This is a genomic window from Alcanivorax sp., from assembly GCF_017794965.1.
Classification (GTDB): Bacteria; Pseudomonadota; Gammaproteobacteria; order Pseudomonadales; family Alcanivoracaceae; genus Alcanivorax.
Genome location: NZ_CP051240.1, coordinates 1,375,194 through 1,399,562, shown reverse-complemented (window position 1 = coordinate 1,399,562; position 24,369 = coordinate 1,375,194). Strand labels below are relative to the sequence as shown.

23 protein-coding genes and 1 tRNA gene are annotated in these 24,369 nt (G+C 58.5%); 5 read left to right on the top strand and 19 right to left on the bottom strand.

Features of this window, described 5'->3' with window-relative positions; translation table 11 throughout:
* Position 1: 1 nt before the first annotated feature.
* A complete protein-coding gene (gene umuD, locus HF945_RS06205; RefSeq protein WP_290524876.1) occupies positions 2 to 400 on the bottom strand; it encodes a translesion error-prone DNA polymerase V autoproteolytic subunit in 399 nt (132 codons plus the stop codon).
* A gap of 326 nt (positions 401 to 726) precedes the next feature.
* Here umuD and HF945_RS06200 point away from each other — a divergent pair, with 326 nt between their 5' ends.
* Entirely contained in the window at positions 727 to 1,017 is a 291-nt protein-coding gene (locus HF945_RS06200; protein ID WP_290524875.1) for a hypothetical protein, read from the top strand.
* A gap of 12 nt (positions 1,018 to 1,029) precedes the next feature.
* On the opposite strand, the gene HF945_RS06195 is transcribed toward HF945_RS06200, so the two are convergent.
* The 10 genes from HF945_RS06195 to HF945_RS06150 form a co-directional block, all read right to left on the bottom strand.
* Positions 1,030 to 1,641 carry a DNA-3-methyladenine glycosylase I gene (locus HF945_RS06195; protein ID WP_290524874.1) on the bottom strand — a complete coding sequence of 204 codons (612 nt, stop codon included), beginning with the start codon at positions 1,639 to 1,641 and terminating at the stop codon, positions 1,030 to 1,032.
* Positions 1,642 to 1,661: 20 nt separating this feature from the next.
* Complete coding sequence (locus tag HF945_RS06190) at positions 1,662 to 2,852, bottom strand: NAD(P)/FAD-dependent oxidoreductase (protein WP_290524873.1); 1,191 nt, start codon at positions 2,850 to 2,852, stop codon at positions 1,662 to 1,664.
* 318 nt (positions 2,853 to 3,170) lie between these two features.
* Positions 3,171 to 4,139, bottom strand: coding sequence for a cysteine synthase A (gene cysK / locus HF945_RS06185; RefSeq protein ID WP_290524872.1), 969 nt, complete (start codon positions 4,137 to 4,139; stop codon positions 3,171 to 3,173).
* Positions 4,140 to 4,171: 32 nt separating this feature from the next.
* A complete protein-coding gene (locus HF945_RS06180; protein ID WP_290524871.1) occupies positions 4,172 to 5,215 on the bottom strand; it encodes a CNNM domain-containing protein in 1,044 nt (347 codons plus the stop codon).
* Between the two features lie 54 nt (positions 5,216 to 5,269).
* Positions 5,270 to 6,010, bottom strand: a complete 741-nt coding sequence (locus HF945_RS06175; protein WP_290525396.1) for an S-methyl-5'-thioinosine phosphorylase — start codon at positions 6,008 to 6,010, stop codon at positions 5,270 to 5,272.
* A 1-nt stretch (position 6,011) separates the two neighbouring features.
* Positions 6,012 to 6,599, bottom strand: a complete 588-nt coding sequence (locus HF945_RS06170) for a hypoxanthine-guanine phosphoribosyltransferase (RefSeq protein ID WP_290524870.1) — start codon at positions 6,597 to 6,599, stop codon at positions 6,012 to 6,014.
* On the bottom strand, positions 6,586 to 7,743 hold the full coding sequence (locus tag HF945_RS06165; RefSeq protein WP_290524869.1) for a mechanosensitive ion channel family protein: 1,158 nt from the start codon (positions 7,741 to 7,743) through the stop codon (positions 6,586 to 6,588). The genes HF945_RS06170 and HF945_RS06165 overlap by 14 nt, the downstream gene beginning before the upstream one ends.
* The gene (gene nagZ / locus HF945_RS06160; RefSeq protein WP_290524868.1) at positions 7,740 to 8,759 is read right to left on the bottom strand and encodes a beta-N-acetylhexosaminidase; all 1,020 of its coding nucleotides are present in this window, start codon (positions 8,757 to 8,759) and stop codon (positions 7,740 to 7,742) included. The genes HF945_RS06165 and nagZ overlap by 4 nt, the downstream gene beginning before the upstream one ends.
* 19 nt (positions 8,760 to 8,778) lie before the next feature.
* Positions 8,779 to 9,249: a L,D-transpeptidase gene (locus tag HF945_RS06155; RefSeq protein WP_290524867.1), complete on the bottom strand. Its 471-nt coding sequence runs from the start codon at positions 9,247 to 9,249 to the stop codon at positions 8,779 to 8,781.
* Positions 9,250 to 9,353: 104 nt separating this feature from the next.
* Positions 9,354 to 9,427 (bottom strand) — tRNA-Gly (locus tag HF945_RS06150).
* Between the two features lie 116 nt (positions 9,428 to 9,543).
* Between HF945_RS06150 and HF945_RS06145 the strand changes: the two genes are divergently transcribed.
* Positions 9,544 to 10,524: an NAD-dependent epimerase/dehydratase family protein gene (locus HF945_RS06145; protein ID WP_290524866.1), complete on the top strand. Its 981-nt coding sequence runs from the start codon at positions 9,544 to 9,546 to the stop codon at positions 10,522 to 10,524.
* Positions 10,525 to 10,593: 69 nt separating this feature from the next.
* Here HF945_RS06145 and HF945_RS06140 read toward each other — a convergent pair whose 3' ends face one another.
* A complete protein-coding gene (locus tag HF945_RS06140) occupies positions 10,594 to 11,568 on the bottom strand; it encodes a methyltransferase (RefSeq protein ID WP_290524865.1) in 975 nt (324 codons plus the stop codon).
* 208 nt (positions 11,569 to 11,776) lie between these two features.
* Between HF945_RS06140 and HF945_RS06135 the strand changes: the two genes are divergently transcribed.
* Positions 11,777 to 13,690: a transglycosylase SLT domain-containing protein gene (locus HF945_RS06135; protein ID WP_290524864.1), complete on the top strand. Its 1,914-nt coding sequence runs from the start codon at positions 11,777 to 11,779 to the stop codon at positions 13,688 to 13,690.
* A gap of 99 nt (positions 13,691 to 13,789) precedes the next feature.
* Here HF945_RS06135 and HF945_RS06130 read toward each other — a convergent pair whose 3' ends face one another.
* Positions 13,790 to 14,536: a hypothetical protein gene (locus tag HF945_RS06130; RefSeq protein ID WP_290524863.1), complete on the bottom strand. Its 747-nt coding sequence runs from the start codon at positions 14,534 to 14,536 to the stop codon at positions 13,790 to 13,792.
* Between the two features lies 1 nt (position 14,537).
* Positions 14,538 to 17,468: a DUF748 domain-containing protein gene (locus tag HF945_RS06125; protein ID WP_290524862.1), complete on the bottom strand. Its 2,931-nt coding sequence runs from the start codon at positions 17,466 to 17,468 to the stop codon at positions 14,538 to 14,540.
* 148 nt (positions 17,469 to 17,616) lie between these two features.
* Here HF945_RS06125 and HF945_RS06120 point away from each other — a divergent pair, with 148 nt between their 5' ends.
* Both HF945_RS06120 and HF945_RS06115 read left to right on the top strand, forming a co-directional pair.
* A complete protein-coding gene (locus HF945_RS06120) occupies positions 17,617 to 18,084 on the top strand; it encodes a hotdog fold domain-containing protein (RefSeq protein ID WP_290524861.1) in 468 nt (155 codons plus the stop codon).
* A 137-nt stretch (positions 18,085 to 18,221) separates the two neighbouring features.
* The gene (locus HF945_RS06115; RefSeq protein ID WP_290524860.1) at positions 18,222 to 19,568 is read left to right on the top strand and encodes a rhomboid family intramembrane serine protease; all 1,347 of its coding nucleotides are present in this window, start codon (positions 18,222 to 18,224) and stop codon (positions 19,566 to 19,568) included.
* A gap of 202 nt (positions 19,569 to 19,770) precedes the next feature.
* Here the strand turns inward: HF945_RS06115 and HF945_RS06110 are convergent, their stop codons facing one another.
* The 5 genes from HF945_RS06110 to HF945_RS06090 all read right to left on the bottom strand — a co-directional run bounded on the left by HF945_RS06110 (position 19,771) and on the right by HF945_RS06090 (position 24,353).
* On the bottom strand, positions 19,771 to 21,168 hold the full coding sequence (locus HF945_RS06110; protein WP_290524859.1) for a DUF4013 domain-containing protein: 1,398 nt from the start codon (positions 21,166 to 21,168) through the stop codon (positions 19,771 to 19,773).
* Between the two features lie 21 nt (positions 21,169 to 21,189).
* Positions 21,190 to 21,843, bottom strand: coding sequence for an alpha/beta family hydrolase (locus tag HF945_RS06105; protein WP_290524858.1), 654 nt, complete (start codon positions 21,841 to 21,843; stop codon positions 21,190 to 21,192).
* Complete coding sequence (locus HF945_RS06100) at positions 21,840 to 22,457, bottom strand: TetR family transcriptional regulator (RefSeq protein ID WP_290524857.1); 618 nt, start codon at positions 22,455 to 22,457, stop codon at positions 21,840 to 21,842. The genes HF945_RS06105 and HF945_RS06100 overlap by 4 nt, the downstream gene beginning before the upstream one ends.
* Positions 22,454 to 23,230, bottom strand: coding sequence for an SDR family oxidoreductase (locus HF945_RS06095; protein WP_290524856.1), 777 nt, complete (start codon positions 23,228 to 23,230; stop codon positions 22,454 to 22,456). The genes HF945_RS06100 and HF945_RS06095 overlap by 4 nt, the downstream gene beginning before the upstream one ends.
* A gap of 82 nt (positions 23,231 to 23,312) precedes the next feature.
* Entirely contained in the window at positions 23,313 to 24,353 is a 1,041-nt protein-coding gene (locus tag HF945_RS06090) for a PA0069 family radical SAM protein (protein ID WP_290524855.1), read from the bottom strand.
* Between the last annotated feature and the right edge of the window lie 16 nt (positions 24,354 to 24,369).

Below are 24,369 nucleotides of genomic sequence, written 5' to 3'. Positions count from 1 at the left end.
CTCAGCCCCCGGCGTTTCCACGCAGGGTATGCAGCGCAAAAGTCACCACGCCAAATAGCTCCCACCCCCCCTCTTCCAACACAATGGGAGCATAGTCCGGGTTACGGGGTAACAAGCGGGGAGACGGCTTCAAAGCCAGTTCCTTGACGGTGAACTCGCCCGCTACCGCGGCCACGACGATATCGCCATGGACCGCGTTCAGGGAACGGTCCACCACCAGAATATCACCCGCATGGATACCCGCCTCAATCATGGAATCTCCCTCTACCCGTAACAGAAAGGTGGCCGCTTCCTGACGGATACAGAGCCGGTTCAGGTCCAGTGGTTCTTCCATGTAGCCCTGGGCCGGCGACGGAAACCCGGCCCGCACGGCTTCGCTAAACATCGGTAATGCAGCCATGTCACACCTGAATGATCAGAGGAAAGGTCTTCGTGTGTCGCAGGGAAACAGCCCCAAGGCGTCCGGGAACAGACGTCCCTTAATCCGGATCCGGCTGTGCACAACGCACGCTCACGAACACACGAACAGGAGAACTTCAGGCTACCCAAATACTGTTCGTATGTACAGCATTAGAATGGGGCGTGACACGGATACCAAACTTCTACAGACCTCACCCTCCCTCACAAAAGCCCGCCATAAACGCTACCGGACCGGTGCAACTTATCGCGTAACTTAGTCTCATGAAATTGACCAATGCCGGATAAAAGAGGCGGGCAAGGAGAAGTATGAGCATAGAGTCCAATCCGGGCTGGTTCTCCGACTTTGTAGAGGAGCTGGGGCTACCGGCCAGCGCCGTTTTCCAGGGCTACGTCCTTTACAATGACGAGCAGGACGGTTTTATGGCCATTAACAGGCACACCAACCAGCCGCGTATTCACTATGTCAGTCCCAGCGCCTGGGCACACCGTTATCCCTATATCCAGCTGGCCAGCGATGCCGTACGCAATCTGGACGAACCGGTTGAGATTCAGGCCCTGTTCCTGATTGGCAAACGTTTCATGGCCTTCACCGTCTAAACCACATCTCGATTACCTGGGCGGTCGCATAAAATGCGACCGCGCCAGTTCCACCTTTTCCCTGATGACACACTGGTGCTGATGATCATTGATCAGCCCCATGGCTTGCATGAAGGCATAGCAAGTGGTCGGGCCGACAAAGCTCCAGCCACGTTGCTTGAGGGCTATGGAAAGCGCGACGGATTCAGCGGAGGTGGTGACCGACTGGGGAGGTGGCAGGCTGGCTGGATCGGGTTCGTAGGACCAGAAAAAGGCGGCAAGGGAGCCTTCCTCTGCAACCATTTCCTGTGCCCGGCGGGCGTTATTGATCACGGACTGGATTTTGCGGCGGTTACGGACAATGGCGGCATTGTCCATCAGGGTATTCACCTGGCTATCGTCGAATGCGGCCAGCCGATGGAAGTCAAAACCGGCAAAGGCATCACGGAAGGCGTCGCGCTTTTCCAGGATGGTGCGCCAGCTCAGGCCCGCCTGAAATCCTTCCAGGCATACCTTTTCAAACAGGCGGATATCATCGCCCACCGGAAAGCCCCATTCTTCATCGTGATAGCGGGGGTAATCCGGTGCCGTCTGGCTCCAGGCACACCGGCACAGGCCGTCTTCTGCGATGATGACTTCATCCATGACACCGCTCCCTGACCGGCCTAGAGCGCCAGACCGGTACACCAGCCACTGGCCCAGGCCCACTGGAAGTTGAATCCCCCCAGCTGCCCGGTCACATCCAGAACTTCACCAATGAAGTGCAATCCGGGCACGGATTTCACTTCGAAATTCTTTGAGGAGATGGCATCGGTATCTACCCCACCCAGGGTCACTTCGGCAGTGCGGTAGCCTTCGGTGCCGGCGGGTTTGAACGACCATCCTTTCAATATCGCCGCCACACTGGCCAGGCGCTCATTGCTAAACTGCTGAAGATTGCCTTGCCAGCCGAACTGCTCCACCAGCGCCGCGGCCAACCGCTGGGAAAAGTACTGTCTGAGCCAACGTTCCAGACTGCGGTTGGGATGTTGCTGCCGTTCCGCTGCCAACGCCGCCACCGGGTCATCCACCTGGGGCAACCAGTCCACGGTTACCGCCTGTCCCGGCGCCCAGAAGCTGGAAACCTGCAGCATGGCCGGGCCCGACAGGCCGCGATGGGTGATCAACATGGGTTCAGCGAAGCGGGCTTGCCCCGTGCGAGCCACCACGTCAGTACTGATACCAGACAGCTCGGCCAACCATGCCTTGTCTTCCGGCTGCAGGGTGAACGGCACCAGTCCGGCACGGGTGGGCAGCACCGTCAGGCCGAACTGTTCCGCCAGCTGATAACCAAAACCGGTAGCGCCCATGGTGGGAATGGACAGCCCGCCACAGGCCACCACCAGCTTCTGGCAAAGCACCGTGCCGCTGCTGGTAGTGAGAGTGAACCCCTTGTCCGACTTCGTTACCCGCTTGATCGAGGTGTTCAGGGCGATATCGGCCCCCGCCCACTCACATTCTGTCAGCAGGACAGCCAGAATCTCCTTTGAGGACTCGGCACAGAACAGCTGCCCCGGCGCCTTTTCCACATGCTCGATACCGTGACGCTCCACCAGCTCGACGAAATGCCAGGGAGAGTAGCGCTTGAGGGCAGATTTGCAGAAATGGGGATTGGCGGAAACGAAGTGCTCAGGCGTGGTATTCAGGTTGGTGAAGTTGCAGCGGCCACCGCCTGACATGAGGATCTTCTTGCCGGCCTTGTTGGCATGGTCCAGCACCTGCACCCGGTGCCCCTGGTACGCCGCCGTGGCCGCACACATCAGCCCGGCCGCACCGGCACCGATGACAACAATGTCTGTCTCTGTAGTGGCTGCCATGGCCCCTCCTGATCGGGCAGCAAGGATACCAAAAAAGACCGCTGCAAGCTTGAGACGACGGGACGGTGGAGGACGAGTTGAAAGTTTAAAGTTCAAAGTTGAAAAGCGCGAAACCGGCCGGAGAGCGCGGCAACGTAGTGCCCGCGATTAACGGCACTTGATCCAGTCAGCTTGCAGAACGCACAGCAGAGAATTGAGCGAGTGTTCTCCTCTTTCAACTTTAAACTTTAAACTTTCAACTCAACCCCGCAGGCAAGGCCTCACCAACCGGCAAGGCCCTTCCGCGTGTTACGTGCTGCGTGAAGCGTGCTGCGTCGCTTACTGATTCAGCTCCTGCTCACTGAACATGTCTGCGAAAAGGGGCGACGTCAGGTAGCGCTCACCGGAATCCGGCAGCACAACGACGATGGTCTTGCCGGCAAACTCCGGCAGCTGGCTGATGCGGTCTGCCACACACATTGCCGCGCCACAGGAAATACCCGCAAGGATACCTTCCTCCTGCATCAGCTTGTGAGCCCAGGCCATGGCCTCTTCGTTGCTCACCTGCTCGGCACGATCGACCACGGACAGATCCAGATTCTTCGGCACGAAACCGGCACCGATGCCCTGGATCTTGTGGGGCCCATGGGTAGGCTCATCGCCACTCAGGCCGGCGGTGATCATGGTGGAAGAATCCGGCTCCACAGCCACCGCTGTGATCGCCTTGCCTTTGGCGTTCTTGATATAGCGCGATACCCCGGTGATGGTGCCCCCAGTGCCCACACCGGCCACCAGAACATCAATCTCGCCGTCGGTGGCGTCCCAGATTTCCGGCCCGGTGGTCTTTTCATGAATGGCCGGGTTGGCCGGGTTCTCGAACTGTTGCAGCATCAGGTGGGTTTCAGGATTCTCTTCCACCAGCTCCGCCGCCCGGGCAATCGCCCCGGGCATGCCTTTCGGCCCCGGCGTCAGTACCAGTTTTGCACCCAGTGCCTTGAGAATCTTGCGTCGCTCCAGGCTCATGGAATCCGGCATGGTCAGCACCAGATCATAGCCACGGGCGGCGGCCACATAGGCCAGCGCAATGCCGGTGTTACCGCTGGTGGGCTCCACCAGGGTCATGCCAGGCTTGAGCTTGCCGCTCTGCTCCGCATCCCAGATCATGGAAGCACCGATCCGGCACTTCACACTCCCCGCCGGGTTACGGGATTCCAGTTTGGCGAGAATATTGCCCTGGCTGATACGGTTGATCTTTACCAGCGGCGTCATGCCAATGGTTTCGCTGTTGTCCTTGTAAATCTGTGCCATGGTTTGCCTCCTTGTTGTCAGGGGGAATCGGGTCAGGATTTATCCGAATGACGATCGCCACTACCCTGCTTCTTGAGCTTTCGGCTCCAGCGCTGGCGCGCGTAAAGCCGCAGATCTGCCACGCTATCGGTCTCATCCATGATTTCCCGGCCCAGAATGGTTTCCAGAATATCTTCCAGGGTAACCAGCCCCACCCAGGTACCGTGTTCGTCATAGACCACCGCCATGTGCTGGCGTTGGCTGAGCATGGCATGGAACAGGTCCTCAATGCTCATGCGGGTGCTGATCATGGAAACCTCGAGGGCCAGCGCCTTCATGGTCTGCTCCAGCGAGACACCCAGCAAGTCGGACTTGTGGATGTAACCGGTACATTCACCGCGCTCATTCATTACCGGAAAACGGGAGAACGGCTGCCCTTTTTCCTGCTCCAGAAACTCGGAGACGGTCATCTCCGGGCGCACTGTGCGACATACAGTGCGGGGGGTCATGATGGCCCCCACCTTTACATCGTGCAGATGGAGAATGTTCTGAATGACCTTGTGTTCGTCATCTTCCAGCGCCTGTTGATCCTTGCCCATATCGGCAAGCGCACGGATCTCGGCCCGCACATCCACGTCATGTTCGTTACCACCGATCTGGCTGGTAATCAGCTTGGACAGCCACACAAATGGCGCCAGCGATATCATGATCACCTTTAACACGGGCGGCAGCATCGGGGCCAGGGAGCGCCAGTACTTGGCGCCAATGGTTTTCGGGATGATCTCGGACAGAATCAGGATGGCCAGAGTCATTACCCCGGAAGCGGCACCCAGCCACGCTTCACCGAATACCACCGCCACCTGGGCTCCCACCCCGGTGGCCCCCACGGTATGCGCCACAGTATTGAGAGTCAGAATCGCAGACAGGGGCTTGTCGATATCATCCTTGAACCCCCGTAGGGTCTTGTACAAACCCGGGCGGACTTCACGCAGCCCGGCAATATAACTGGGCGTGATGGACAGCAACGCCGCCTCCAGTACCGAGCAGATAAAGGAAAAGCCAATGGAGATGGCGGCGAAAACGATCAGCAAGGTCAAGGTTGCAGACTCCTTCCGGGACAGTCGCAGACACTGCGACGGTCCTCTCAAGTATCAGGCAGTATAGTGACGCGCAAAATCCGCCAATAGCTGGCAGACGCTGGCCATCCCGTCATGGATCACCGCTTCGATCTCCGCCATGGTAATTTCATGGGTAGACTTGCCGGCTGCCGGGTTCACCACCAGCGAAAGCATGGCATAGGGAAGCTCCAGCTCCCGGGCAAGCACCGCTTCAGGCATGCCTGTCATTCCGACAATGTCACAGCCATCCCGTTCCAGCCGCTGGATCTCTGCAGCCGTTTCCAGACGCGGCCCCTGAGTGGCGGCATAGCAGCCGCCATCATTCCACTGCAACTCGGAGGCGGCCAACCGTGTCTTGAGCGCATTGCGCAGGTTCACATCAAATGGCCAGCTGAAATCCACGTGCACCAGCGGCTCATCAGGATCGTCGAACAGGGTCATTTCACGACCCCAGGTGTAATCGATGATCTGGTCTGGCAGCACCAGCGCGCCGGTAGGCGCCTGGGCAGTAATGCCGCCCACCGCATTGGCAGCCACCACCGCGGTAGCTCCGACCGCTTTCAGTGCAGACAGATTGGCCCGGTAGTTCACCTGGTGGGGCAATAGCACGTGAGGGTCGCCATGACGGGCCAGGAACAGCACCCGCTGTCCATCCAGTTGCCCTTCCACCACTGGTGCTGAGGGCTTGCCATAACGGGTGGTTATGTCATGGCGCTGAACGATGTCCAGATTGTCCATCCGGGTGAGACCGGTTCCGCCAATAAACGCGAGCATGCTAGTTGTCATCCTCTTTCACAGCATCGTCCTTCACCGCGTAGATGCCCGGCGCATTTCGCCAGAAGCCCTTGTAGTCCATCCCCATCCCGAACAGGTAGTAATCCGCGGCCTCCAGCGCGGTGAAATCCGCTTTCAGGCCGGGCTCCGCCTTACGGTCATGCTGCTTGTCCACCAACACACAGGTTTTCACCGATGCGGCGCCCTGCGCTTCACAGGCACGGATAATGGACAGCAAGGTGGTACCCACATCGAGGATATCATCCACGATCAGTACATGACGGCCTGCCAGGCTGGCGTTGGGGGTTACCACCCATTCCACCTCGCCGCCGGTGGTATCACCGAGATAACGGCTGGCGTGCAAGTAATCCATCTCCAGCGGGAAATCCAGGCGTTTGACCAGCTCTGCTGCGAAGATCATGCCGCCATTCATGATGGTGACAAACACCGGTACCTTGCCGCTGTAGGCTTCCGTCACCGCAAAGGCCAGCTTGGCAATCGCCTCCTGCACCTGGTCAGAAGAATGCAGCTCGATGGCCTCACGGCGTACCTTCATCAACTCCTGCTGTACATCATCAGCGATGGACATGTTGCGGTTCCTCTACGTTGTCATCCTCAAGACCGGTTGAGGGATCATCGTTATTGTTACTGACCAAATGCAGGGTACGGGTTGGGAAGGCAAACTCTGCACCATGCTCGTCCACAATGGCCATGATTTTCATCAGTACATCCTGCTTCACTTGATGATAACGCACCCAGTCAGTGGTCTTCGTGAAGGTGTAGATGAAGAATTCCAGGTGAGAGGCACCGTAACTGTCAAAGTTGACGATCAGGGTCTTTTGTTCCGTTTCCAGTTCTTCATGAGCCACCAGCATGACTTTTACCGCCTCCACAATGGCCGGCATCTTTTGCCAATCATCGTAGCGGATGCCGATCTTTTCATTGATACGGCGGTTGAACATCCGCGACGGGTTCTCCAGCACGATGGAGGTAAACATGGCATTGGGGATATAAAGCGGCCGCTGATCGAAGGTGCGGATACGGGTCAAGCGCCAGCCGATATTTTCTACTGTGCCCTCAATGGAACGATCCGGCGAGCGCACCCAGTCCCCCACCCGGAACGGTTTGTCCAGATAAACCATCATCCCGCCAAAGAAGTTGGCGAGTAGATCCTTGGCCGCAAACGCCACGGCCATGCCGCCGATACCACCAAAAGCCAGCACGCCGGAAATACTGTATCCCAACGTCTGCAGGATAATCAGCAGGGCTGTGATAATCACCGATACGCGCAGCAACTTGGCAATAGCCGCCGCGGTGGAATGATCCATGGGCTTGCGCATCCGCGACGGATCAATGAGGTTCTTTTCCGTGTAGGAAATGAACCGGTTCAGGAACATGGCAATAATCACGATGAACCCGATCCGGCGTGCCTGAGGCACCAGATCGAATATCATATTCTCATCATCGCTTACCGCTTGCAGCAGCTCGACACAGACCGACAGCCCGATAACCCAGAACACCAACCGTAACGGAATTCTCGCGGCTTCAAGAAGGGCATCATCCCAAAGGGTATCGGTCTTGCTGATCAGCCGCTCCGCCACATCGATGGCACGCATCATTGTGAAGTTCACTGCCACGGTGCACACCACCAACAGAAACAGTTGCGTCAACCAAATATCAGAAGGCGTTTCCAGCGTTGGCCAATTCAGCAGCTGGCTCCAGTCCCAGTTCATGTGTTTTCCTCAATCAGTGTTTGTGCCAGGGCCTGCGCCTCACGGCGACGACCCGATTCCATAGCGCAGCGTGGGCGCGCCCGCAGACCGCCAGCGGGGACCTGACCAGCAAAACGCTGCCCCTCCAACCAGGCCAGCATCTGTTCTGCCCCTTCACGGTTATTACATGCCAGCACCATATCGCAGCCGGCCTTGAGAGCCGCTTCAGCACGCTCGGGATAGCCACCCGCGCACTGGGCTCCCGCCATGGACATGTCATCCGAGAAAATCACGCCACGGAAACCCAGCTTCTCGCGCAACTGGGTCTGCAACCAGTACCGGGAGAAACCTGCCGTCTGGTTCTCTACCGCGCTGTAAATCACATGGGCCGGCATGATGCCATCCAGCCGCCGCGCCAGCGCCATGAAAGGGCGCATATCCGCTGCCTCGATCTCCGCCAGGGGGCGTGGGTCCACCGGGAGTTCCAAATGGGAATCTGCCACCACATGACCATGCCCCGGAAAGTGCTTGCCGGTAGCCGCCATGCCAGCGGCATGCATGCCATCGATGAAGCTGCCAGCCAAGGCAATCATGGCATCGGCGTCACCGTGAAAACTGCGATCGCCAATCACCGTGCTATTGCCGTAATCCAGATCCAGCACCGGGGCAAAGCTGATATCAATATCCAGTTCGGTAAGCTCCGATGCCATTAGCTCACCCAACAGCGCCGCTTCACGGATGCCGGCATCAGCGTCCTGGTCATAGCGGCGACCAAGAGCGGCCATCGGCGGCAGGCGAACAAATTCATCACGAAAGCGTTGCACGCGTCCCCCCTCCTGATCCACAGCAATAAGGATTTCGGGACGCTCGGCGCGAATCTGCCTGACCAGCTCACGCAGTTGCTCACGGCTTTCGTAGTTACGGGCAAACAGGATCAGACCACCGGCCCCCGGATGACGCAGCAAATCCTTTTCCGAATCGGCAACGGTGAGGCCTTCCAGGTCCAGCATGAGCAAGGGGGAAATTGTGTCAGACATGACTACCCTGAAGAGACAATTATTCGGTGATTGTCACCAGCGTACCCACCGGTACCTGGTCAAAAAGACGAATGAGCTCCGCATTACGCATACGGATGCAGCCATGGGACGCCGGGCGGCCCATGGGCTCACTGTCTGGTGTGCCGTGAATATAGATAAAGCGCCGGAAACTATCCACGTCCCCGCCCAGATTCCGGCCGGCATCCAACCCTCCCAGCCAGAGAATACGGGTGAGCACCCAGTCCCGCTCGGGATATTGCTCGGCCAGCGCCGCATCGTGAATCTCTCCTGAGAACTTTCGCCCGGAGAGCACCGCCCCCTGTGGCAGGCCGGCACCGAAACGGGCACGCACCACATGGCGTCCCCGGGGGGTGGATTCGGATCCCATGGCCTCACCGGCACCATTACAGGCAGAGGAAATGGCAAAGCGTTCCGTATGTTCACCGCGCAGTTCGAGAGACTGGTCGGACAGGTTGATAATCAGTTCCATGGACGAAGTGTCCGGGGGTTGGGGGAAAGATGCAACGGACTTTGCCACAGTTCCGGGGGTTACCCACAACGCACAAGGCCGCCCGGGGGCGGCCTTGTCATAGCTGGAGCGGGTGAAGAGAATCGAACTCTCGTATGCAGCTTGGGAAGCTGCCGTTCTACCATTGAACTACACCCGCATCACGAAACGGCAATATAGACAAAACCCTGCACCTTGGCCAGTCCGATCAGATCTTTATTTACCCGTCTGCGCTTCTCGGTACACTGATGGAGTTAATGCAACGAGGAGAGCATCATGCCAACGGCATTTGTCAGTGGCGCCCGCGGGTTCCTGGGCGGGCATATCGTGGATCAGCTGCTCGCAAAGGGCTGGGATGTCACCGCCGTGATTCGCCCGCGCAGTGATGCCTCACAGCTTCAGGCCAAAGGAGTCTCGGTGGTCCAGGCACCGCTGGACAACGCCACCGAACTGACCCTGGTGATGCCTCCCGCCCCTGACGCCGTGTTCCATGTAGCCGGCAACACCAGCATGTGGCGACGCGGCAATGCCCAGCAGTACACGGATAATGTCATGGGCACACGGGCCATGGTCAGTGCCGCCCAGAAGAATGTGGCCGGGCGCTTCATTCATACCTCATCGATCTCCGCCTGGGGCATACAGGATGCCCCCATTAACGAGCTGACCCCCTCTAATGCCGCCAACGACTGGATCAGCTACAACCGCACCAAGTATCTGGCAGAACAGGAAGTGGAGAACGGTATCCGTCAGGGGCTGGATGCGGTGATTCTCAACCCCTGCGGCATCATTGGCGCCGGTGACACCCATAACTGGTCCCAGATGATCAAGCTGATCAACGACGGCAAGCTGCCCGGGGTGCCACCGGGAGGAGGAAACTTCTGTGCTGTGGAAGAAGTGGCCCGCGCACATCTGACCGCCTTTGAGAAAGGCATCTGCGGAGAGCGCTATATTCTCGCCGGCATTGAAGCAAGTTTTCTGGAACTGGTTCAGACCATTGCCCGCCAACTGGACCGCAAGGTACCCAACAAAACCGTGCCGCCCTTCGTGCTGCGCCTGGCCGGGCAGCTGTCCCCCATCGGCAGCCTGTTCACGGGTAATGAGCCTCGGCTGACACCGGAAAAGGTGGCGCTAATCACCCACCGGGTGCATGCCGACAGCAGCAAGGCGGTGGCGCAACTGGATTTCAATGACAAGATCCCCCTGGCCACCATGCTGGAAAACTGCATTACCTGGATGGCACGAGAGAACCTGTTGTAGCGAGGATAATGTCAGACGTCTGAGGTCGGACGTCTGACACCAAGGAACGTAACCGGCTTCCTTCCGTCGCTAGACCACCGCCCGATACACCCGGAAGCGATTGGTTTCCGCCGCCACCTGCACATGCTGGAAAGCCTCATCCAGCCACTGCACATAGGGTAATTCCCGATTGGCAACCAGCCACATTTCACCGCCGTCCTTGAGGTGCTGGGGCGCCTCCTGAATCAACCGGCGGCTGATGTCGGTAGTCCGCTGGCGACGTTCATGAAACGGCGGGTTGGTGACAATCATGTCCACCTTGCTGGACACCGGGGAAAACAGATCGCCCCCACACACCTGCCCCTGCAGGTCATTACGTTCCAGGCTCGCCTTGCAGGCCGCCACTGCTGTCGCACTCACATCCATGGCCTGCACCTGCCAGCCCTGCCGCGCCAGTACGATACTCAACACCCCCGCCCCGCAACCCACATCAACCACCTTGCCGGGTTTGGGCAGATTATGATTTGCCATGGCATCGAGCAGCAGTCGGGACCCCTCGTCCAGACGCCCGTGACTGAACACCCCCGGATAACTCTCTGCCTCAAGCAAGTCCACCGCTATCACTTCTCCCCAGGCGGAGAGATTCTGGGACGCCCCGGGCTGCAACATTCCACTGTAGAGTTTGCAGTGCCGTGCGCTGTCCACCAGCTCACGATGCTCCACATGATGATCGAAATGCTTGAGTGCCCCTTTTATGCCACCCTTGGCCGGGCCGGTGAGCCAGATTTCTACCGGCTGCTCGATCTTGCCTGCCAACCAGTTGAGCAAAAAACGTAATCGGTCTCCGGATTTCGGCAGTGGCAGAACCAGTAGATTCACCCCTTCAGGTATGGAAGGCGCCGGAGACCACTGCTGGGCCCCAATGGCGTAGTCATCTGCATGCACATGAATTTGCGCATCCACATCCAGCGAGGTCAGTGCACTGTCATTGGCGTCGACAACCAGCACGTTGCGCCCGCTCATGGCCTCGCGCTGACGCAGCAATATTTGCGTGGTGTTTTCCATTTCGATCCATATAAAAGTCAGAAGAATAGCCCGGAGGCTAAGCTGGCAGTATACCGCAGTCCCCCCGCGACCCCAGCCCTGTGGTGATCGCGATGGCTTGTTAGGTGACTTTCGGGAAAGTTTTACATAATCCCCATCCCTGTGACGATTCCAGCCGGTAGAATCAGACGAAACCTGCCCACGATTGGCGACTGACATGGAGGCTCAGATGGTTCGCGCCGCAGTACTGATTGCCTGTTGCCTGCTGGCCACACTGGCCACGGCCGAGACAAGCACATTCCACCGGGCACTGGATGCCGCCCGCAATAATGACTGGGAAACCCTGTCCCGGCTCGAAACCGAACTGGATGATAATCATCCGCTGGCAGAGTATCTGCAGTTCCACCGTCTGCGCGCCGCCTTGCCCCAGCTGCCTGCAGAGAAGATCCTCGCCTATGCAGACACCTACAACGACTCTCCCCTGCCCGACGACATCCGGGAACTGGCCATCGTTGCCTATGGCAAGGCAAAGCGCTGGGATGCACTGCTGGCAGTCAGCGATACGCCACCCCGCGCCGCCGTTCTGCAGTGCTACTACTACCGGGCCAGACTCGCCACTGGCGATGACAGCGCACTGCAGGAAGCCGCCCGCCTGTGGGCCCACGGCAGCTCCCGTCCGGGCGCCTGTGACCCCTTGTTCGACGCCGCCCGCGACGCCAATGTCATTGATGCGCAGAGCATTTGGCAGCGTCAGCGTCTCGCCTTTGAAGCAGGCAATTACAGCCTGATGCGCTATCTGGATCGCGCACTGGAGGACAGTGAGTTTGAAACCGCAGGGGACTGGCTGAAAAAACTCTATCGCACGCCCACAGAACTGGATGCCCTCCCCGACAACCTGCCCGCATCACAGCAGGCGGCACTACGGGAAGCCGGTTTTTACCGCTGGATCTACACTGATACGGTAGCCGCCCGACAGTGGTTCGAGAAACAGCCCTCACGGATAGAGGATGAAGACGCACGGCAAACCCTGGGGCGCCGGCTTGCCTGGTATTCCACCATTCGTGGCATTGAAGAAAATCGATCCTGGCTGGATAGCTGGCTGGAAACCCACAGCGATGTGGAGCTGCTGAGCCAGCGAGCCCGTCGCGCGGTGATTGAACAGGACTGGGAAGCCGCTGCCCACTGGATCGGCAAGCTGCCTGCCGATGAACAAGCCGAATCCCGCTGGCAGTACTGGCTGGCCCGCTCACTGGAAGTGACAGGCTCGGAAGACCGGGCCCGGGAACTGTTTCAGCAGGCGGCCCAGGGACGAAACTTTTTTGCGTTCATGGCCGCCGACCGCCTGGGCGAGCCCTACCGGTTTTCCAACGAGCCCTATACGAGCAGCATTGCGTTCGAAGCCCCCGCAGCGGTGCAGCGAGTGAAGCTGCTGCAGGACATGGAAGAAGACAGTGCCGCCCACCGGGAGTGGCTGTGGCTACTCTGGCACAGCGACCGGGAGCAACAACGGGCGCTTGCCGAATACGCTCTCAAAAAACAGTGGTACAGCCTTGCGGTGGAAGCCTCTATCCAGTCCAAGTCGTGGAATACACTGGCCTGGCGTTTCCCGCCGGCCTACCGCAGCCAGTTCGAAAAAGAAGCACGGGAAAATGATATTGATCCGTGGCTGGCCATGTCGGTATCCCGCCGGGAAAGCGCCTTCAATCCTCGCGCCCGGTCCCACGTTGGCGCCAGTGGCCTGATGCAATTGATGCCCGCCACCGCCCGCAAGGTGGCCCGGGACCACGGCCAGCAGCGGCCAAACCAAGCCATGCTGTTTGACCAGAATGTGAATATCGGGCTGGGCAGCCGCTACCTGGCTGAACTGCTTGAACAGTTCAACGGCAATCGCCTGCTGGCGCTGGCCGCCTACAACGCCGGCCCACACCGGATTGACAACTGGCTGGAGGACGAAGATGACAAGGGCGTGCCTGCGGATGTCTGGATTGAATCGATCCCTTTCCGGGAAACCCGGGATTATGTTCAGGCCGTGCTCACTTATCGGGTGTTATTCATCGGCCTGCACGACGATCAGCCGCGCACCGCACAGCTGATCAGTGACAAGGAAAGCGATAGCCTCTACTCACTGTCCATGCTGGAGTAAACCAGCTGCGAGCTATCAGCTGTGAGCTACGAGAAAAACCCCTAAAGCTTTTCGCTTTTGAATTTCCTCGTAGCTCGCGGCTCAAAGCTCGCAGCTTTCCTAGTCAAGCTGGCGGATGTGATAGTCCAGTCGCCCGCGGGCATCGCGACTGTTCAATTCGGGAATGCCAGCCAGTCGCCGGCGCAGCTGAATGCTGCGAGCCTCGGTACGGGAGAAAGCGATCACCGCGTTGTGGCAGTCGCTGCAAGACAGACGAAAGCGGCTGGCAAACCCTGCCATGGGCGCATCGCTGGACAGCGCACTGTCCCGGTATTCCGGCCAATCGCCAAAGTTCATCACCAACATGCCTTGTTCGGACACATGGCTGGCCAGCTGCCGCTGCCATTCCAGGGTCGCCGGCACGGCGCGGGTGACCTGTTGGTTACTGGGGGAAAACAGGTCTTCGATGATCAGATCAAAAGGGGGGCCCTGATACTCTGAAAGCCACTGACAGGCATCCGCAAGCTGGGTGTCCACCCCCATGGCAGCAACCCCGAACACGTCCCTGGCCACTTCCAGATGGGGCGCATCCAGTTCAACGGCCACAAAGGTATCCGGGTTCAGCAGGGTGCGGATAGGCGGGACCAGCGAGCCGCCACCCAACCCCAGCACCAATACTCGGCGATATCGCCCCGGGTCCTGCAACAGGGCGGGCAACCACAGCAGGTCCCATACGCTGCCAGTGAGCAGACGCCCGGGGTGAAATTCCGAGTGCTGTACGCCATTGGCGTACAGCTCCAGTTTCTTTCCCTTGCGGTGGACTTCATAGCGCACACCGTCCCGGTCTGCACTCCACACAACGGCCATATTATTTACCCAGGGTCAGGGTCAAACCTGCCACATCACCATCCAGTGTTGACTCGTTCAGGTAGATACGTGACTGGGCGATCCCCAACTCCCCGACCAGTTGTGCCTTGGCATTCTCGGAGCGAAGCCGTGCCAACTCAATCAGTTGGTCTTTGCTGATGGCTCCGGCCTCCAGCGCCAACAGTGAATCCCAGGCCGCTCTGGCCAGCTGCTTGTCAGCGGCCTCGTCATCTTCTGGAAGGGGTTCGTTGAGCAGGGCTTCTACCTTCTGCTCGGAGACCGACTCATAACGCCGCTTCAACTTGCGCCGCTGGGAAGTGTTTTCCAGGGCCTGCTCGATTCCTGCCCAGTCATCGCCGGCCACCGCTTCACCAATGACCTGCTCTGCCAGTGCGCGGCGATCCGCGGCGCTGGTGGTGCCAATCAACCCAATCTGTAATTCGGTTTTTTCATTCAGCACGTTGGCCAGTGCGGCGAGAGAACCCGCGGTGTCCGGCCCCACCGTGGCACTACCTGGCGTAAAGGCAATATTCTCAAGATTCTCGCCACCGGCCAGCCCTGCCAACACCGAGAACGGCGCAGTCGCTGCTTTCACCACGATATTGGTCAGCACCTTGAGGATCATGCCCGCCACACTGAAGTTGGGATCGTCCAATTCCCCGGACATGGTCACCGGCAAATGAATTTCACCCGCCCGGGAGCGCAGTACCGACAGCCCCAGCTTGATGGGCACCTTCACCGCTTCATCGCTCTCCACCTTTTCTCCCAGATAGAACTGGTCCGCACGGATATCGGATTTGCTTTGAAGGAGGTTATTCTCGATGTTGACCCCGCTTTCCACGCCCAGCTGCCCTTTCTCCACTTGGTAGCCCAGGTACAGCCCGGTGTAGGGCGTCAGGCTGGTCATTTCGTAATTCTTCAGCGATACGGTCAGATCCGAATAAAGCGGCTGTGCCGCAATCTCTCCCTTGATCGTAAAGGGCGCATAGCGGTCGACCTGTGCCTGCATGTTCAGATTGGCTCGGCTACCCGGGCGGCTGTTCAGGTTGGATATCAGCCCGGACAGCTGATATAGCCCAATGCGGAAATTCGGCGTCAGCGTGAGATCTTCATGGCGCACCTGACTGCCAATAAAACGCACCCGCTTGATCCCGACCTGCCACGGATCCGCATCCTCAGTGCCAGCGCTGCCGCTACCGGATGCAGTACCGGCATTGTCTGTCTCCAGCCGGGTAGCCAGATCACGCCCCTGGCTGTCGATCTGGCTCACCAGATCCAGACCCGTTAGGCCGATTTCATCAATCTGCACTTGCTGGGTGACAGTGGACACATTCAGTCCCTGCAAGCGGGTCTTGTTGGCTTTGAGCAGCGGCTGCCCATTTTCCAGAAGATTCAGCCCCTGCATGTTGGCGCTGGCTGCCACCGTGACATCCGGAGCCTCGCCGGCCACATTGGCATCAGCATCAATACTGAGCACTCCCGCAGCGATCGAGAGGGGCATTTCCCGCTCCAGCCAGGGGGAGAAGGTTGCCAGCGGCAAGCCCGTCACACTGGCCTTGCTGGAAATATTGAGCGGCGCCAGATTGCCCTCACCGGAATGGGTCAGGGCGCCTTCGCCAGCCACTTTGCCACTCCCCTGCCACTGAAATGGCGCCTCCTCACCGACCACCAGGTTCGTCAGGGTGAACTGGCCTTCCGTCAGCGCAACGGTTTGCGCCGGAGACAGCGTACGGTCGGAAAACTTCAGCGTGCTGCCCTTCACATCCACCTTATCCAGTGTCACTTTCCAGAGCGTTTCAGCCTCCACAATCCGCTCTGCGGCTTGCTGGGCCTTTTCCTTGACCTGCTCCTTGAACTGGTCGGCCTTTTCCTCGTCCGGGGGCAGGAACAGGGTGGCAAGGTCCACGCCCGTCTGTTCCAGCACTGCACTGATTTCCGGCTTGTTCACCATGACCTCCGGCACGGATACCGTCTGGGCCTGGGTATCCACTCCAATACCGGAAACCTCGATACCCGGCAGCAGTACACTGGGAGCCTCTTCCCCCGGTTTCTGAAGGGCAACATTGCGCAGCGTCAGACGCCCCTGGGAAAGCTGTAGCCGCGGTTCCGGCGTCTCGGAAAACGCATATTCCGCCTCCAGGTCCAGCTCCCCGGAGGGCACAGTGAAGCGCACCTGTTCCTGGCTGAGCTTGGCCAGTGACACCAGGTCTACCCGCTCAACCAGCAGGCGGCCATTGGCCACAAAAGGGCTGAATTCAAAGTGGCCGGCCCATTCGAACGCACCGCCATCCGGTCCTTCCAGACGGATGGCATAATCGTTGGCGTCCTTGTCCTTGGCCACCGTGGAAAAGTTGTTGATGTCGAAGCCGATCGGCAGGATCAGTTCGTGGGGCTCCTTGCCAGCGGCTTCGGTATAACGCAAATCGCCGTTGGTCAGCACCAGCTCGCCCACCGCTACGCTGGGCAATGCCGCATCACTGCCAGGCGCAGCGGGATCTGTTTCGGGCTCAGGTTCCGCCTCCGACTGGGCCTCGATATGCGCCAGAATGTCATCGAAATTGAACTCGGAACCGGGGTTACGGCGGGCACGGACGGTAAGACCATCCATAGCAACCTGATCGAAATACCAGGTCCAGCGGAACAGCGACGACAGCTGGAAGTTCACATACAGGGACTCAAATGCAGCCAGCACCTCGGTCTGTTCATCCTTGATGGCGAACCCATTGACCTTGGCACTCAGGGTAAGAGGATTGATCTTCACTTCCTCGATGACCACCTCACGGCCAGTCAGATCCGCCAGTATCTCAACGGCGTTGCGCTGCACCAGACCGGGAGCAACCAGGAACCCCAACAGCACATACAGCAGATAAAGGCCGGCCAGAATCACCAGCGTCTTGCGTTTCCAACTGATCCGCTTCCATGTTTGCAACACTGTCACTCTTGATCCCTCTTGCCTGTTCACATCCTGACGCCATGGTAGCAGCTGCGCAGCACACTGGCGCCCCAAACCCATTGCGTGGTTCCGGTGGCCGTGGAAAATAACCCTGATTTTATACACCGCACCATCAGGAGCCACCCACATGAGTGACAACTACCTGCTTAACATCTACCAGAAAGCCCTGAAACTACCTGCGGGCAGGAAGCTGTTTTCCATGATGTTCAGCCGCAAGGCCCCCTACTTCGCCACGATTACGCCTGTGGTGACTGAACTGAGACCCAATTTCTGTGAGGTCAAGTTCAAGAAACGTAAAGGGGTGGAAAATCACATCCAGACCGTGCATGTGATTGCAATCTGTAACGCCCTGGAATGCGCGATGGGCGCCATGGCGGAATCCTCAATTCCCAAACATCTGCGCTGGATCCCCAAGGGCATGAGCGTCAATTACACCGCCAAGGCGACCAGCGATATTACCGCCACCGCCGAGGTCAACCCGGAGGACTGGCAACCCGGCGATCTGCCTGTCACCGTGAAGGCCATGCGCGATGATGGCACCGTGGTTGTCGAGGGCACCATCAACCTGTGGGTCAGTGAAAAACCGCAAAAATAATTCACACAACGGTGTCCGGTTTGCCGGGCACCGCTTTCCCGATCAGCCTTCCCTCTCTCTCTCCATTGCACCCGACATCTCAATGAAACAAACTGCCTAATAAAGACCAGGACGACAAAGGGGCAAGGAAAACCGCAATGTTGATACTACCTGTTGAGCAGAGTAGCGGCCGAAGAACGGCACCCTGGGTATGCATTCTTCTGATTATCGCCAATACCCTCATCTTTGCGGTCAATGCCCATCGCGACAACCAGCTTGAAGTGCCCTTGTCCGACCAGCAGCTAGAGCTGCTGGCAGAGTACGAAGCCCCGTTATTACTGGATTGGCTGTCCCGCCAGGACAGCAACACCTATGCCGATGCCGTGGCAATGGACGACCGCGGTCAGGATTTCATGTTCGCCTACGGCTGGTTCAATCAAGCCTTTGCCCAGCACGTCCATGAACAATGGACCCTGAATGCCCCACCGCAACAATGGGTCTCTTTACGCAGCAACATGGAAGACTGGATTGCCCGCTTCTCTTCCTACCGCTGGGGGTTGATACCTGATTCGCCAACGGCCACTGCATTCGTGTCTTCCCTGTTCATGCACGGTGACTGGTTCCATCTTCTCGGCAACATGGTCTGGCTGATCATTTTTGGTATTGCCATGGAACGCTACTGGGGGTCGCTGAGGTTCAGCATCAGCTATCTGCTGTCTGGCATGGGCGCCGGCCTGCTGTTTATCCTTGTGGATCCAGACGGCGGAATGCCGCTGGTGGGCGCATCCGGTGCAATTTCCGGCATCATGGGACTCTATGCGGGCACCTATCGCCTTCGCAAGGTGGAGTTTTTTTATACCCTGGGTTTTGTCTTCGGCAGTTTTCGCGCACCGGCACTGGTACTGTTCCCCGTGTGGCTTGGCTGGGAACTGGTGCAAGCGTTCACCACTAACACCAATGTTGCCTACATGGCTCATGCCGGCGGCCTGATTAGTGGCCTTCTGCTGGCGTTCTTGCTTCCCTACAGCAAGCCAAATGCACACTCTGGCCACGACGCCATGGAAAAGCCTGCAGAGCATGACGTGCCAGAAGCCTGCCAGAAGCTGGCAGAGGAATTACGATTTGCCGAGGCTCAGCAACGCTGCCAGCAATGGCTAGAGCGATACCCGACCAGCAAACCGTTGTGGGGCTTTTTTCTGGAGATGGGGCTGCGGCAAAAACGGATAGACAACGCCATGGTCTACGCCATGAAAACCCTGAATAACCAGCCCCAAAAAGCGGCCCTGTTAGCCTGGCTATGGCAGGAATATGAGGCCCTGGGTGGCAACATCGCCCAATTGCCCCCCTCCTACCGGCTGTTACTTGCCGAACTGGCCATGCGCCAGCAAAGAACACAGATCGCCCGTGGCATCATTAACGGTCTGGAGTCTCAGAACTGGCAACACCCTCGTATGGACAGGCTACGACAACAATTGGATCCATTGGGCCTGGGAGCCTCTGAATAACTCCCTGCATGCTCAGTCTTTCAGGCTGCCCCCCCCCTGGACAAAGGTAAAGAGGGGCGCACTTTTGCAAGGCATGCTGGTTGCCTGTCGAGGCTCACACCTTCAAGAACAGGCAACAACGAGTGTGGGTCAGCCTGGAAGACCCGAAGGGCGGTCCAGGCCACGCTGAGTACCCAAGGCGTTATTCAGAGGCTCCCTGGCATCAATTGCGGGCCTGCAGCCTGACCAACAAGGCGGATGTCTCTCTGCCTTGCTCGCTATCATGAACATCTGGAAAATTTTTCTTCACAAAGTTCACCAGTCTTGTCGCAGCATCTGCCGTCCCCTGCTCAAGGTAGAGTCTGGCCAGCAACAGATACGCCTCCCCCAACCCCTTGAACCGGGGAGCTCGCTGATGAAGATTTATCAGCAATTTTTGGGCTTCATGGATACGGCCCCTTTCGTACAAGGCATGAGCCAGGGAGAGACACAGGGCAGGATCATCATCGAAGCGGAGATTCGGGTGTTGCTGAATCGCTTCCAGCCAGATCTGCACAGCGGTGCCCGTATTACCATTACTGATCTGGTGTCGGGTAAATTTTGCCAGATGATCCAGCCAGGCAGCGTCCTTACCCAGCAGTTTCAGTAACCGCAAGCGGCGCCAGTTGAGTTCCATATGTACTGGCGCGGACGCCAACCCACGGTTTACCACCCGGAGGGCATCCTCCAGCCGCCCTTCCTGAGCATAGATATGCGCCGCACCGAGCACCTCAGCCACCTCGTACTCATTCTCCGCCAAAGAGCGGCCGCGGTCTTCATCCACGCCAAGCCCTAGCTCGCGCGCTTTTTCGTTCAGCAGGGCGCCCATCATCGCAGCAGCAACCAGAGTGGTATAGGCAGAAAACACAGCCCCAAGAAAAACCAGCGCGGGCAAGGCGTTGGCGGACCCCAGCAACGTCGGCGCAGCAGTGACCGCCATTACGGCAAGCCACAACAACAGATAAGACGCCCCCACTGTTACAACCAGCTGCAACCAGAGCAAGGGGTTCAGCGCATCCAGCAAGGAACGGCTCACCGCAAGGATCATCAGCGCGGCGGGCAGAATGAACGCTGCCAGAGCCAATAGCCCTAGAGAAATCACCAGTGACGTGGAGGCAAAGGCAAAAGGCCCCACGAAAAGGACAAACATCAACCCCAGCTGTCGGAGCAACAAGCCACCCTCTGAAATACCCTCCATGGGTGAAGGGGGTTCCCAGTTATCCTTTGCCACCTCCGCAATGACCAACATGCCATACACAGAAAGCAAGGTAGAAATAAACAGGAAAAACAGCAGAGTGATCACGTTGCTGACAATGACGTTGGCCACCCCGAACGTCAGCAACAACCAAACGGCAGGATGCCTGAGCGGATAGCTCAGAATGTCTTTCGAACGTTTCCAGAACGGCAAACGCGGCAAGCCGTCACCCCGCCAGTCCAGGCGCTGGCTGCAAAGATGACAACGAGGTTGTCCGGCTTTGAAATTACGCTCGCCCCCCGGCACACACTGGGTACAGTAGCGTTTGCTGCACCCTTCACACACCCAGCTCGCCGGTTTGCGAACATGGTAACCACATGCCTCCATGCATCCCCCACATCAATCCTGTTATCTAGCTAATATAAAAGCGCCAAGCTGTTCTGCAGCTTCTCTTATCAGGTCACCCTGAGTACGGCCACTGCGTTTTAGCGGCTTGAAGTCGTGGTCGCCCCCCTCCAGCCAGTGTAGCCGGACACAATCCGGCAAACCGTAACTGGCAACTTCATCCGGTTTGCCGAACGGGTCCCGGGTTCCCTGACAAATCAGCATCGGCATATTGATTGTTGCCAGATGCTGTGTGCGAGTTTTCTCTGGCTTTCCCGGAGGATGAAAAGGGTACCCCAGCGCGACGACACCCTGCACGGAACGAGGCCGCAAATCATTATCTGCCGCCAACATTGAGGCCATACGCCCCCCCATGGACTTTCCTGCCAGCCAGATTGGCAACCCCAGTGTTTCAGCCTGGGCAATCACTTTCTGAAAATGTGCCAACAGTTTTGGAGCACGATCCGGAGGCAGCTTGCGTTCTTCCTCTCGGCGCCGCTGCATGTAGGGAAACTCAAAACGGGCCACGCTGATTCCTCTGCGGGCAATCTCCTCTGCCATGGTATTCATGAAGTCGCTATCCATGGGGGCCCCTGCACCATGGGCCAGCAGCAACAATGACCGGGGCTGGCTGGCGGTGGTCAACAGCAGTTGCGGCAAGGGAGTTTCATCGCTCATGGCAGAGCCTCCTGCAGGGCTTTGAGCTGGGCGGCCAGCGCTTTGGTAAAATCCACCCTGAAGACATCCAGCGGCGGTCGTGCAATGACCCGCTCTACCAGAGGCGCGGGATGGCTCATGATCCAGCAGCCGATAATGCTTTGCTGGACCTGTAACAGGTAGGTCAACACCTGCTCTTCGGGGAGGCCGTAATGTTGCTGAAGCCGCTGACTCAACCGTGCAAAGTGACGAAACAGGGCCTGCTTGAATGCGATGGCCTGCTCCTCATCCAGATTCTGTTCCAGTACCGAATGCAAGATGGCGGTGAGGCGACAGAACAGCGGATGATCACTCAACAAGCTGGACAGCTGCGCCCACATGGGACCATCACCGAGCACCATCCCCTCTGTAAGGCGCTCCAGCTCACCCAGGTAAAGCGCCAGAAACAGTGCTTCCTTGGAAGGAAAGTACCGATACAGTGCAGCCTTGGTGACACCGCTCTGACGGGCGATATCTGCCAGGACAATGGACTGAAAGGGCTGTTTTGCGATGGCCTCGGCGGCGGCCTCAAGAATCTGCGCCCGCCGTTCAGCCTTTTGCTCCGGAGAGCGGGCGCGCTGAAAACAGCACGTCATGCCTGCAGCCAGCCTGCCAGTCGACGGGTGATCATTCGCGGCGACAGCTTGCCCATCCACACCAGCAACAGGTTCTTCAGCCCGGGGATGACAATCGCCCGTCGCCGGGCATCCAGCGCCTTGCGGACGACCGCCTCGGGGGTCATGGTGCCGGCCTTGAACAGCAGGGTATTGGTCATGTTGGCTTCGCTGGCAAATTCAGAATCCGTGGCACCGGGGCAAAGGGCACTGACCGCCACCCCATCCCCTTTTACCTCCTCGTGCAGCGCCTCAGAGAAGGACAGCACAAAGGCCTTGCTGGCGTAATACACGGCCATGTTCGGGCCAGCCTGAAACGCTGCCGTGGAAGCCACATTGATAACAAAGCTGTTGGGTACCGCTTTCAGGCCCGGCAACAAGCGCCAGGTCAGATCCACCAATGACGTCACGTTGACCTGGATCATGTCCAGTTGGCGCTGCAGGGGCAACGCCTGTACCGAGCCACGGTCTCCAAAGCCCGCATTATTCACCAGCCCGGTGACCTGTACCTGTTTCGCTTCCAGTTCAGCGGCCAGCGTCTCTGCAGCATCTGTTCTGGCAAGATCGGATGCGATACAGAGAGCCTGAATGTTATGCCGGGCCTTCAACTCGCTGGCCAGGGCTTCAAGCCGGTCCAGTCGTCGTGCGACCAGCACCAGATGGTGCCCGGAAACGGCCAGTTGGCGTGCAAATTCTTCACCGATCCCTGCACTGGCTCCGGTCACCACAACCGCACGCAACGCTGCTGAATCCATGCCTATCTCCATATAAGTAACCAAGGGTCACTAAAGTAGCAAAGACAGGAAGGTCAGGCTATATGCAAAAGCCGAATACGTCTCAGGCGTCCCACAACGCCAACTGGCCGTGGGGTCCCGGTGGGACGAAACCACTGGTATCCAACGCCAGGCCTTCCCGGGCCGACAACCCCGCTGACCGGCAGGCACCCTCGAAACGCTGGCGTAACAGATGGGACCAGGCGCCCTGCCCGCTCTGACGCTGATGCCAGCGACTGTTGTAAATCGCACCACCGTGCAGGTCCCTCATCACAGACATCACCTTCTCCGCCCGGTCCGGATAGTGAGTATCCAGCCATTCCTGCCACAGCGGCCCGACTTCATGGGGCAAACGCAACACCACATAACCGGCGTGCTCAGCGCCGGCTTGTGCCACCTGCCCCACAATGTCCTCCAGCTCATGGTCATTGATAAAGGGAATCACCGGGGCCACCAGCACCGACACCGGCACCCCTGCCCGGCTCAACTCCCTAACCGCGCGCAGGCGCTCCTTGCCGCCGCTGGCCCGGGGCTCAAGTTGCCCCTTTAGCCGGTTATCCAGTGTGGTCACCGATACCGTCACGGTGGCTCTCCCCGCCCGGGCCATGGGGACGATCAGATCCAGATCCCGCAGCACCAACGTGCTCTTGGTAATCAGGCTGAAGGGGTGCTGACAATCCGCCAGTACCTGAAGGACTTCCCGGGTAAGTTTGCGTTCCCGCTCTGCCGGTTGATAGGGGTCCGTGGCCGTTCCAAGCACCACAGGCTGACAGCGGTAGCCGGGCTTGCGCAGACTGTCGCGCAACACCTCCGCTGCATTCTCCTTGCAGAAAATCTCGCTTTCGAAATCCTGGCCCGGGGAAAGATCCACATAGGCATGGTTGGGCCGTGCGTAACAATAGATACAGCCGTGCTCACACCCCCGATAGGGATTGATACTTTGTGCAAACGGCAAGTCCGGGCTGCGGTTGGTCACGATAATGCTTCGTGCCAATTCACGGTGATAGCGGGTGGGACGATTCACCGGGCCGTCATGCATGTCACTGTGCGACACGGCAAAGCGGCCTGGCATCTGGCTCAGCGTTCCCCGGTTTACGGCAGGCATACCGACTCCTGTTGAT

Excerpts from the sequence above, each read along its gene's own strand:
- HF945_RS06130 (WP_290524863.1), bottom strand. The coding sequence starts at position 14,536 with ATGGCCGTTGTGTGGAGTGCAGACCGGGACGGTGTGCGCTATGAAGTC.
- HF945_RS06095 (WP_290524856.1), bottom strand. The coding sequence starts at position 23,230 with ATGGATTCAGCAGCGTTGCGTGCGGTTGTGGTGACCGGAGCCAGTGCA.
- HF945_RS06175 (WP_290525396.1), bottom strand. The coding sequence starts at position 6,010 with ATGCTCGCGTTTATTGGCGGAACCGGTCTCACCCGGATGGACAATCTG.
- nagZ (WP_290524868.1), bottom strand. The coding sequence starts at position 8,759 with ATGTCTGACACAATTTCCCCCTTGCTCATGCTGGACCTGGAAGGCCTC.
- HF945_RS06100 (WP_290524857.1), bottom strand. The coding sequence starts at position 22,457 with ATGACGTGCTGTTTTCAGCGCGCCCGCTCTCCGGAGCAAAAGGCTGAA.
- HF945_RS06190 (WP_290524873.1), bottom strand. The coding sequence starts at position 2,852 with ATGGCAGCCACTACAGAGACAGACATTGTTGTCATCGGTGCCGGTGCG.
- HF945_RS06105 (WP_290524858.1), bottom strand. The coding sequence starts at position 21,843 with ATGAGCGATGAAACTCCCTTGCCGCAACTGCTGTTGACCACCGCCAGC.
- umuD (WP_290524876.1), bottom strand. The coding sequence starts at position 400 with ATGGCTGCATTACCGATGTTTAGCGAAGCCGTGCGGGCCGGGTTTCCG.
- cysK (WP_290524872.1), bottom strand. The coding sequence starts at position 4,139 with ATGGCACAGATTTACAAGGACAACAGCGAAACCATTGGCATGACGCCG.
- HF945_RS06145 (WP_290524866.1), top strand. The coding sequence starts at position 9,544 with ATGCCAACGGCATTTGTCAGTGGCGCCCGCGGGTTCCTGGGCGGGCAT.
- HF945_RS06165 (WP_290524869.1), bottom strand. The coding sequence starts at position 7,743 with ATGAACTGGGACTGGAGCCAGCTGCTGAATTGGCCAACGCTGGAAACG.
- HF945_RS06140 (WP_290524865.1), bottom strand. The coding sequence starts at position 11,568 with ATGGAAAACACCACGCAAATATTGCTGCGTCAGCGCGAGGCCATGAGC.
- HF945_RS06155 (WP_290524867.1), bottom strand. The coding sequence starts at position 9,249 with ATGGAACTGATTATCAACCTGTCCGACCAGTCTCTCGAACTGCGCGGT.
- HF945_RS06200 (WP_290524875.1), top strand. The coding sequence starts at position 727 with ATGAGCATAGAGTCCAATCCGGGCTGGTTCTCCGACTTTGTAGAGGAG.
- HF945_RS06110 (WP_290524859.1), bottom strand. The coding sequence starts at position 21,168 with ATGGAGGCATGTGGTTACCATGTTCGCAAACCGGCGAGCTGGGTGTGT.
- HF945_RS06115 (WP_290524860.1), top strand. The coding sequence starts at position 18,222 with ATGTTGATACTACCTGTTGAGCAGAGTAGCGGCCGAAGAACGGCACCC.
- HF945_RS06195 (WP_290524874.1), bottom strand. The coding sequence starts at position 1,641 with ATGGATGAAGTCATCATCGCAGAAGACGGCCTGTGCCGGTGTGCCTGG.
- HF945_RS06170 (WP_290524870.1), bottom strand. The coding sequence starts at position 6,599 with ATGTCCATCGCTGATGATGTACAGCAGGAGTTGATGAAGGTACGCCGT.
- HF945_RS06135 (WP_290524864.1), top strand. The coding sequence starts at position 11,777 with ATGGTTCGCGCCGCAGTACTGATTGCCTGTTGCCTGCTGGCCACACTG.
- HF945_RS06120 (WP_290524861.1), top strand. The coding sequence starts at position 17,617 with ATGAGTGACAACTACCTGCTTAACATCTACCAGAAAGCCCTGAAACTA.
- HF945_RS06090 (WP_290524855.1), bottom strand. The coding sequence starts at position 24,353 with ATGCCTGCCGTAAACCGGGGAACGCTGAGCCAGATGCCAGGCCGCTTT.